Below are 10,000 nucleotides of genomic sequence, written 5' to 3' on the forward strand. Positions count from 1 at the left end.
AACTTCTATCGTAAAATGAAAAATCCCGGCATGAGATAGCTTGCAGCTATTCTCTTGCCGGGTCTTATTTTTAATGAAATATTCTGATTATTACTCAGACAGCATTGTTACCTCTATCCGATGATTCTGTTTGAGCAGAGTCTGTGCCATCTGCTGCACCTCTTCAGAAGTAAGAGAATCTACCATCTTATAGTAATCTTTATCAAAATCGGCATCATCATCCAACTCATGCCAGATAACATAACTCCAGTAGTCGTTGGTGATAATCATCTGCTGGTATTGTTTTTTCAGATATTTCTTCACCTTATCCATACTGCTGGCTAAAGGCCCCTTATCTGCGATGTTCTGAAGTTGCTGGTAGATAATAGGATTCAGTTCTTCATAACGCTTCGGATCACTCTTGTAGGTAATGCGAAGTAAGGCATTTGGAAGGGCATCCTTCTCAAGGTTGAAACTGACTCCTACTCCATAGGTACCTCCCTTCTCCTCTCTTACAGAATCTGTATAGGCTATCTGCAATACACGGGTCAGGACATCCAGCACCAGATCATTCTTTGGCGAGAACGGTACGTTGCCTGCGTAGAATACGCTCACGTTGGCAAGGGGAGTTTCCTGCTGATGAACAAACTTTACCTTTTCGTTCTTCATAACAATCTGCGGAACGTTTTTCTTGTCTGTCCTCTCCTTCTTATAGGTCGAAGGCAAGGTAGCCAGATACTGACAGAGTAAAGGACGAAGTTCTGTCATGTCTATCTTTCCGATGAAAACGGTTTTGAAATTGCTAGCATCGCTGAAGCGTTCACGATAGATTTCCATAATGCGCCCGTAATCAGCCTTGGCAAGAACCTCACCGTTGACAGGAGCCATACGCAGGTTATGGTCATAGAGAACGGCAGAAAGGGAGTCATTGTAAACCACCTTGGAACTTGCATTACGGTTTTTCAGAAATGACAGAGTTCGATTCTTCAAACCCTCAAATGCCACACTGTCTTTACGGGGTGCCATGAAATAAAGGTGTGCCAGCTGGATCATGGTTTCCATATCCTTTACAGAAGATGAGCCTGTTATACGCTGGCCTTCACTACTGATGGATGGAGTCAGCCTGATTGACTTTCCTGCCAAAGCCTTACGCAAAGCAGTAGCTGAAAAGTCGCCTACACCCGCTTCTGTGATGGCACTTGTCAAGAGAGAGAAATTAGGAATATCCTCATTTCCGTAAAGTGAGGTTCCACCTTCAGCGCGCATGCTCATCATTACCTGGTCTGCCTGATAGTCGGTAGGTTTTACGTAAACCTTCATACCATTACTGAGCGTAATCTCTGTCATGCCAAACTTGCCGTATGGTTTTTCAGACACAATCTTGCCCGGTTTTGGCAAGGCAGATATCAACGTAGAAGGAATCTTTTCCTCCTGATATGGTTCATATTGCTTTTTCTGGGCAGCAAGTACCGTAGCTTCTATTTCTGATTCTGAAGGAATAACAAATCCTTCCTTATCAGGACCATACATCACAAATACCTGGTTTTTATCCGTAATGATGTTACCTACAGACTGATTAACCTCAGCCAGGGTTACTTCACCATCAAACTGCTTTACCAGTTGCAGATTATAGGCTGGAGTAAGGATAGGCTCTCCTTCAAGGAAATGATCCACGCACTGGCTTACGTAATAGCCGTTGCGATAATCCTTCTCCATCTTCAGTTTTCGTTCTGCTGCATTGAGATAGAGTTTCTTGGCACGTTCCAGTTCACTCTCTGTAAAACCATGCTGTCGGGCACGCTCTATTTCACCCACAGCCTCGTAGATACCACCGAGTACGTGATCCTGCTTGCAGCTGATGCTCATACTGAAGGCATCCTTGGTACGGGAAACAAAAAAAGCACCATTCCTTACGGTAGCACTCATGAATGGAGGATTTGCCACCTGTTTCTTTTCTGAGAGACGGTCATTGAGCATGTAAGTGATGAGTCCGCTTACATAGTCATCACGCTGATACTTTACCTGGCTCTTTTCGCTGTCAGGAGTGGCATCGGTTTTCATGTAGAGATGGCCGATGATAATAGGCTGCTCCTTGTCCTTCTCAATGGCAACTATCATCTTGTCGTTGTTATTTACGGGATAATAGACACGCTCTGCAGGATTCTTATGGGCTTTGATCTTACCGAAAAGTTTCTGGATTTTCTTCTCCATCATATCCACATCGAAGTCGCCCACAACTACGATGGCCTGAAGATCAGGCCTGTACCACTTCTGATAATAGTCGCGCAAATCTCTGTAAGGAAAGTTATCAACAACATCCATACTGCCGATAGGCATACAATCTTCATATTTGCTTCCCTTGTAGATTTTTGGCATCACATTCTCCATCATGCGCTGCATGGCCATACCGGTACGCCGGTTTCTCCACTCTTCATGAATAACACCACGTTCCTTGTCTATCTCCTTAGGTTCGAGATTGATATACTGGCTCCAGTCGTTGAGTACCAGAAGACACGAATCGATAATGCCCTCACGCTTGACAGGGGCAGCCCCGATGTGATAGACTGTCTGATCTACAGAGGTATAGGCATTCAGGTTGGCCCCAAACTTAACACCTATGGTTTCACACCAAGGCACGATTCCCAACTTCTTCCCCTTGCCAGGGAAATGCTTGGTACCATTAAAAGCCATGTGCTCCAGAAAATGAGCCAGTCCACGCTGACGGGGTTCCTCAAGGATGGAGCCTACGCGCTGGGCAATATAGAAATCGGCAAGGCCTGCCTCTTTATTATTATGTCGTATATAGTAAGTCAGTCCATTCTTCAACTTGCCCTGTCGCACGGAAGTGTCCTGCTCCACAGTCTGAGCAAACAATGAAGCTGGAAACAAAGAGAGAAGGAATAATCCCAAAAACTGATTCTTCATAAATTTTTCTTTCTTAAAATTATACAAGAATGCCTATTTCTTCAGGAAAGAGGCTGTTGCATCTGATTCGAAATCATTGGTAGAATTATTGGTATCAACCCATTTGCCATCAGCATTCTTCTTACGGATTACTGACTTGCCGTAGCGGTTTTCATCTTTGTCTACCTGACCACAATGAGCCCATCCTGCATCAAGGTTTGCAGATACCAGATTCCATTGCCACATAGATGCAATAGAAAGATTAACCGCATCCAGTATCCAGGAATTAGGAACCTTGATACAGTTCTTGGCTGTCATCGGATAAGCATTACCATTCACTTTCATCACATAGCTGGCATCGTAAGTATTCTCTTCGAGATACTTCTCCTTATCGCCATGCATACGGGCAATGGCATAAGTCTTGAAACCACGGTTATGCAAAGAGAAATAGGTAAGTGAACTGCAATACCATTTATCCAGATTAGGAACACTGGCATTGTCATCGTCTGTGAAGCGTGGATTTGAACTCTCATCATAGAATTCGTAATCAGCCTTACTTAAATCAAATGAGGCTGAGTTTGCTTCTGTATGATTCTTGGCATTCAATGCCAAAACAAGAGATTTGCCTGGTTCTACTGCAACTTCCGTACCCTTTCCTGGAATCATATAGATAGCATCTACCGTCATAGCTTCGTTCATGATATCCGGATTATAATCATATTTTGATACTGTGAGGAACTTAGATTCCAGAACCGCTATACTGTCTGCATAGAGCGTAACATCAGAATTATTGGAAAGAATAAAATACTGGTCATCAGAATACTGCTTTCCTTCTGGAGTAAGCGTACCCGTGAAGAAAATCTCTGAGATAACGAAACCTCCCTTAGCATTGAATGTGTTCACAGCCAACTTGACTTGGGCATTGCCGGATTTTACACTCACATTCTCGCTCTTCTGATTGATTTTACTGCTACCGGCAATACCATCCTTAGTAAAACTCAGGTCACCGCTGATGGCAACATTGTATGTTCCTTCAGGCACATCGGCAAGAGATGCCATAAAGCTACCATTTTTTTCCTGGAACTGTTCCTGGATAAACGTTTCATTGGTAGTTACATTGGTAAAAACCGCTTTGGCATTGGAGAGAACTATATTCTCCAGTCCCAATGGCATTTCAATACTCAATGACACAGGAGTGGTAACTACTTTGTCATTATTGTCGCTACAAGAGGTGAAAGTCAATGCCAACACCGAAAGCAACATCATACTCTTTAAAATTAACTTTTTCATTTTTCTACTTTTAGTTACATTAATACTATATTATACTTTAGAATGTGATACCAAGAGCCAAATGCAGATGGTGCTGGTGTTCGTTTTCAGAACAAGTTATCCAATCTCCACCTAATTCGGCAAACAAGCCGATCTGTGAGCCTGATAGCCGATAATCACTACGTATCTTAGCAGAGAGCATTCCATAGCCTGCTTTTTCAAACTGGTACTGATGATTGATCATGTCCTGGAACGAAGCCTTCATATTGGCATAAGGCATGACGATACCAGAACTGACATTACCATAATAGGCTGCCGCCATGTCCACGGTAAGGGCTACAGTTCGGGAAAGACTGCGCATCCACTGTCCACCCAATCTTCCATAGATCTTAGCAGCCTCCATTTTGCGTTCAGGATAGACATATCGCTCACGATTGCTCCAATATCCGATCTTTCCATTCAAGCACCATGTACCAGAGCCACTCCCCCATCCGTAAAGTCCTCTGAGATAGGTATCTATAAGATAATTCTTATACATCGTAAGTTTACCGATAATAGGATAATATTGGGCAGAGGACTTGCCAATGATATTTTCATCACCACTACGTCTGACAAAAACAAGGTTTCCATCTAAGGCTACCTGACGGGTCCCGCCCATGTGCTTCCATCCCAAGGAGACTTCTGCAGAATGATAAAACAACTGGGTTAAGGGTACGGAATTCAAATCGGCAAGCATACGTTTATATTGCCGTCTCCAAAGCTTGGCATGACCATAAAAACCTGTTTCGTTCAACGGGTTGGCATCCAGATTTATTCCATATCCTCCACCTTTATAATATAAGGTGCGTTTATCTCCGGAGAAACGACTGTATTCTGTTCCCAATCCTGTCATTTGAAACTCAGGTATAACACCCAGTTCCCGATAGAAATCAACATCATTGGTTTGCTTGTATACATTCCCTTCTAGACCGGCAGCCCACTGGTATTTACCGAAATCATAGGCAGTACCAAGGCGTAGAGTCAGATCTGTGACAATACCTCGCATTCTCGGGTCCACATTCCGATATTCATGTTCTGCTCTGAAAATTGCTTCAATACCGAATTGGAATTTCCCCTTGCTAACAGCATATCCGCCATGAAAACCATACCGTTCACAATGTGTGTCACCTCCTAGAGTATCTGCCAGAATATAAGGATTCAGCAAATCATAATCAGAAGAAGAATTCCAGCTGACCTGATATTGTTTTCCCGTCATGTAAGATGCTGCCCCCCAGGCAGAAGAATGGTTGCTCAAGCGAAGGAAGGTTTCAGCCTTGGCCTCAGAGAGGAAATGCCCTGTTCCCTTCTGCAGTACAAAGGGAGCAGATTGATGCAGATAATCCATCTGGACATACACTTCAGAATAAGGCAGCGTGAGGCTAAGCCCATGAATGGCGGGATTTTGCCATGCTGTCTCCTTCTGCCAGTTTTTCCACGTAGCATGATGCTCTATCCTGGCAGAATCTGTTACTGCAGACCTTCCAGTAAACCAAGACACACAGCACAGAAATAATATGAAATATCTCTTCTTCATGATTTACATCCAAATTATGTTCAACATCGCTTCATTATGTCCTTCCTTTTCCAATCCCACATAATCGGTACTTGCCCTGAACATCCTGATGTAAGTTTTACCTGAAGCGTCATGATATTGGGCAGTACCCTCTACCAGGATGGCATAAGACCCCCGAAGAATACTGGCTCTGGCTATATTCCCTTCAAATGATGATACGGTGAAAACCTGGGTGGTATTCAGATTGGTAAGACTTACCGTACCCTGGATCCTGTCGAGAACGATATCCGTTTCTCCCTGCAACACGATGGAAGCTTCGGTAAACAGGGAATCTTCATCCTGATGACAGGAGGAAATGATAAAACCACAGGTCATCATACATATAATCAACAATCTCTTCATATCTTTACATTCATTTCTAATCCAAAATAGGGAGTTACATGGCGGCGGATCGTTACTCCATTGTTTTCATATTCGGGAGTATAATCCAACAGTTTGTTGCAGAACAGAGCTACATTCAGTTTCTCATCAAAGAGTTTCTTTGTTACCTTGAAATTGACATTCATGGCAAAAGGTTCTCTGTATTTGAGATAATAGCTGTCGTTATAATCCCTGATCAGATACCTGAGATAAGCATCATTTTCATCACCTGCTTTCCACTCATGCATCACACCGTCATTATCCATATATCTGGTAGGATAATTACTCACCTCTTTACTCTGTTTCAGCGTATACCATAGGCATTGGGCGGATATTGAGAAACCCAACTTCAACTTGGGGACATCCGAATCTAACGTGAAATTGGTATTGAGCATTTCATTCATATTGCCTCCATCATGTTCATAATACCCCACATACTGTATCTGCTTACTGCCGATAACAGCACTTGGGCGATAAGTCTCTACCACAGAATTACGATAAACCGTGCGGAACCATGCTCCGTTGATGGTGAGTCTGGTGAACAGTTTTTCTATTCTTCGGGTAGCAAAGGTGTATTCCACTCCCCGTTTGAGAGTCTGACTGCCATTGGTGTAATAACTGTAGCCCCTCAGTTCCTTACGTTTCTCAAAGGGTAATCCTTCCAAAGAAGGTGGAGCCGACAGTGCATCGGCATTAATTCCCGATGCATCATACCATCTATATATATAGGGAGCATAAGCCGTCTGCAAACGGAAGCCTGAAGTCATATTCTCCCTAAAAAGTGTGACAGACAATCGGTTGCCTCCTATATTGATGTCAGTACTCACCTCCCATTTGAAATTACGCGCTGGCTTCAGATTCTGATTGGTTGCATCTATCACATACGTCATCAGGTTGATACGGCGATACGCTGGATTCGTATGGTAATAATTCAGCTGGGTTAAGTCCAGATATACAGGATCAGGGTAAAGCTGTTCCAAAGTAGGCATTTTGGTATGTTCACCTATTCCACCTGCTATTCGGATAAAGGATGGTAGCCTGCCAATATTGAATTTAGGAAAAGTCAAGCCGAGATTGATACGGGGATCCCAGAAAAACTTACCATGCATCTCATAATTATTGGGCAGATTCAACATCTGCGTACCTCTTATACCGGCTACCAGTTCAAGAGAATGACCAGCAAAAGGCAATGTCAACTGTTCCTCAGCATAAATTCCCCACTGTTGGTTGGAAGGTATTGAAGAAAGATTTCGGGGACGGCATGACATAGAACCTGCATAAAGAGGGCGGGTTACATCATAAATCTGCCCCCGTCCTTTATTTTTGTCGTAATTCCAATCGGTGCCTAACAGCAAGGTATTGGAAACCACAAGAGAAGGAACCTGGAATTTACCATTGACCTTAGCATAAAGATTGAGCGGCTTTCCTTCTACATCATGATAAGCCACATATTTATAGGGAAGGATAACACCATCATGAACCCCTTGTGTAGTTGCTGTAGCTGCCACTGTCTGGCGGGTCAGCTGTACCAGTTTGGTTCGCTTGATAAGGTCATACTCATAAGAGGCTGACAAAGTCAGATCCAGCGACTTAAACCAAATGCGCTTCTTGGGAGACAGACTTACATGTGAATTAAATGCATATTTATTATATTGCGATTTATAAGAATCTTCCGCCTGATTATTGAGATCCGGGTCAACTTTATCATTATCAAAAGAACCGGTATAATCGAGATTGGACGAAATCTTCCAACGGTAAAAATCTGTCAACCAAGTTTTTCCGAACCGGGCAGAAAACGTCAGTCTCCTGTAATTTTCAAGCCGGTTTCTTGGATCTGCCTTCGCATCGAGGTAATCAACACTGAGATTGAGGGTCATCTGCTGGGGAGTCCATTCCAATCCTTTTGCAAGATAAAAGAGCTTGCTTCCCATATCTGCTTTCAGACGGGCATTCCAGTCATTTCCACCTCTCCTACGTTCTATTTTCACCAGACCACTTGTCAAATCGCCATATTCTACCGATGGAATGCCACGTACCACCTCTACTTTCTCGATATCATCGGTAGAGATGCTACGCATATCCACTCCGGCATTCATATTTTCTCTGGATGTTGTTGCTGCATCCCAAGACCCAGCCACATATTGCATATTGGCATTGGTACTGATGGGAGCTCCATCTACTACAAAACTCGTTCCGAGGGAAGTGGTAGTATATCCTGAAGGACTTCCGGCTTCCCGAATACGAATCGTATTAGGACTACTCAAATCAGGATCTTTGGAACGTCCACCAGGCAACAGTTCGAGAATGTCCGTAAAACTTGAAGGCTGCAGGTGCTCCATGGCATGCTTCTCGATAACAGAAGCAGAAGCCAGACTCTTGGACTCCTGAGCTGTAACCACTACTTCACCCACAGACTTGATTTCCGGTTCCATTTCATAGAGAGCCTGGTTTAACTTACCTAAATAGTTCTTGTATCCTATATAAGTAATCTTAAGAGATTTACCTGCATTGGCTGCATCTATGGAAAATCGCCCGTTAATATCAGTGATAGCTGCCACTTTCTGAGAACTACCCACATACACGACAGCACCGATAATCGCTTCATGAGAATCTTTGTCCACAACTTTGCTAGATATAGATTGCGCCTTTCCCATCAGACTCACCTCAAAAAGCATCATAAGCAACAGGATATGTTTCATACTAATCTTTTAACTTATTTTTTTGGGTGCAAAGATACGACAAAATTAAATTGTTCACAATACCTAAAAATAGGTAATCTCAAAAAACATTCTGGATTTCCTGATTCACTGCCTTTTCAAGCTTTTCATGGTGTTGCAAGGCTTGCCTTGCTCATCGAGCCCTCCCTCATAGCAGATGCCGATAGAGCATCTATTATAAGGTCGGGCATGAGCACCCACCTCCAGCAGCTTACGGTGCTGCGTCATCGTCAGTCCAAAGAGATTTGCAATCCCGTTTGTTCTGATTGAACGCAGTACAAAGATACAACATTGGCGAGGCGAAAACAAATGCCTTCACTGACATTCACCATCTGTTTACTGCTCATTCACTATACGTTCACTTTTAATAAAAATCATAGCAATGGAAGATAATAATAAGGCAAATATCGTCTTTAATATCTCTGGCGGTAACAACCAGATTCTGCCCAATGCTATCAAGGCTGAGCAAAACTTTTATGACGACAAGTACATAGAGGAGATGATGAAGGCGAAGACCACAAGTCAAGAGCCTGTTCTCTCACCCGAAACAACCCGTCTCTCCTTATATATTAATAATGTGGAAGCATTAGCAGAATATGTAGCCAAGCTCTCTGCATGCACCAATGCCAAGGAATTGGCTCAGGTGGTGATGGATATGGTGAATGATACAAATGTAAAGGTTGACCAAGATATTATGGTGAAGCAGGAGTTCATCGAAGTCTTACAGCCCTTGGCTCCTCAGGTTACTACAGGCATCAGTAATATCCGCAAGTATATCAATGAAGCTTGGTATAAGTGGAATTGATCACCAATGAGGTAGCGTGAGGAAAAATACTGACAAAAGGCACTTTTACGCACTCCATAATTTCAGAATTTTCAATGAATCCAAATTCGTTTTGTAGAATTGAAAATATGCTAATATTTTGTAAACTACTGATATACAGTAGTATACAAAAATAAAAAATATGCTAGAGCTTTTGAAAATCTATAGTTGTACGACTATAACTCCAGAGTTGTACAACTATAGAATTTTCGACTCGCAAAACTTGCGATTGTGGTTAATAAATGCAAAAATAAGGCTTTTATTGATTCTAGATGGTTAGTTTAGTATGGAGGATAAATATTTGTACATGATACGACAGGCACAGGAGTTCATGAA

7 protein-coding genes and 1 pseudogene (1 of these 8 cut by a window edge) are annotated in these 10,000 nt (G+C 42.8%); 2 read left to right on the top strand and 6 right to left on the bottom strand.

Translation table 11 applies throughout. The features are described 5' to 3' along the window. Nucleotides 1-90 precede the first annotated feature (90 nt). The 6 genes and pseudogenes from RCO84_RS00670 to RCO84_RS00695 all read right to left on the bottom strand — a co-directional run. Nucleotides 91-2,904 carry a M16 family metallopeptidase gene (locus tag RCO84_RS00670; protein WP_317583473.1) on the bottom strand — a complete coding sequence of 938 codons (2,814 nt, stop codon included), beginning with the start codon at nucleotides 2,902-2,904 and terminating at the stop codon, nucleotides 91-93. A gap of 33 nt (nucleotides 2,905-2,937) precedes the next feature. Beyond that, entirely contained in the window at nucleotides 2,938-4,173 is a 1,236-nt protein-coding gene (locus tag RCO84_RS00675) for a DUF4876 domain-containing protein (RefSeq protein WP_317583474.1), read from the bottom strand. A 37-nt stretch (nucleotides 4,174-4,210) separates the two neighbouring features. Further along, the gene (locus RCO84_RS00680) at nucleotides 4,211-5,725 is read right to left on the bottom strand and encodes a DUF6850 family outer membrane beta-barrel protein (RefSeq protein WP_317574127.1); all 1,515 of its coding nucleotides are present in this window, start codon (nucleotides 5,723-5,725) and stop codon (nucleotides 4,211-4,213) included. A 3-nt stretch (nucleotides 5,726-5,728) separates the two neighbouring features. After that, on the bottom strand, nucleotides 5,729-6,106 hold the full coding sequence (locus RCO84_RS00685; RefSeq protein WP_144154811.1) for a hypothetical protein: 378 nt from the start codon (nucleotides 6,104-6,106) through the stop codon (nucleotides 5,729-5,731). Further along, entirely contained in the window at nucleotides 6,103-8,823 is a 2,721-nt protein-coding gene (locus tag RCO84_RS00690) for a TonB-dependent receptor (RefSeq protein ID WP_317583478.1), read from the bottom strand. The genes RCO84_RS00685 and RCO84_RS00690 overlap by 4 nt, the downstream gene beginning before the upstream one ends. Before the next feature lie 129 nt (nucleotides 8,824-8,952). Continuing rightward, nucleotides 8,953-9,072 (bottom strand): annotated as a pseudogene (locus RCO84_RS00695) (N-acetylmuramoyl-L-alanine amidase); the annotation flags it as partial. 151 nt (nucleotides 9,073-9,223) lie between these two features. On the opposite strand from RCO84_RS00695, the gene RCO84_RS00700 reads away from it, so the two are divergent. Both RCO84_RS00700 and RCO84_RS00705 read left to right on the top strand, forming a co-directional pair. Continuing rightward, nucleotides 9,224-9,646, top strand: a complete 423-nt coding sequence (locus RCO84_RS00700; protein WP_317583481.1) for a hypothetical protein — start codon at nucleotides 9,224-9,226, stop codon at nucleotides 9,644-9,646. 304 nt (nucleotides 9,647-9,950) lie between these two features. Continuing rightward, on the top strand, nucleotides 9,951-10,000 hold the 5' end (the start) of the coding sequence (locus RCO84_RS00705) for a hypothetical protein (protein ID WP_287850787.1). Its footprint extends 127 nt past the window's final position; the window shows 50 of its 177 coding nt (coding positions 1-50); it begins with the start codon at nucleotides 9,951-9,953; its stop codon lies beyond the right edge, outside the window.

Source organism: Segatella copri (assembly GCF_949820605.1).
In the GTDB taxonomy this organism is placed as follows: Bacteria; Bacteroidota; Bacteroidia; order Bacteroidales; family Bacteroidaceae; genus Prevotella.

Coding starts and splice junctions, on each gene's coding strand:
- RCO84_RS00700 (WP_317583481.1), top strand. CDS start 9,224: ATGGAAGATAATAATAAGGCAAATATCGTCTTTAATATCTCTGGCGGT.
- RCO84_RS00675 (WP_317583474.1), bottom strand. CDS start 4,173: ATGAAAAAGTTAATTTTAAAGAGTATGATGTTGCTTTCGGTGTTGGCA.
- RCO84_RS00690 (WP_317583478.1), bottom strand. CDS start 8,823: ATGAAACATATCCTGTTGCTTATGATGCTTTTTGAGGTGAGTCTGATG.
- RCO84_RS00685 (WP_144154811.1), bottom strand. CDS start 6,106: ATGAAGAGATTGTTGATTATATGTATGATGACCTGTGGTTTTATCATT.
- RCO84_RS00680 (WP_317574127.1), bottom strand. CDS start 5,725: ATGAAGAAGAGATATTTCATATTATTTCTGTGCTGTGTGTCTTGGTTT.
- RCO84_RS00670 (WP_317583473.1), bottom strand. CDS start 2,904: ATGAAGAATCAGTTTTTGGGATTATTCCTTCTCTCTTTGTTTCCAGCT.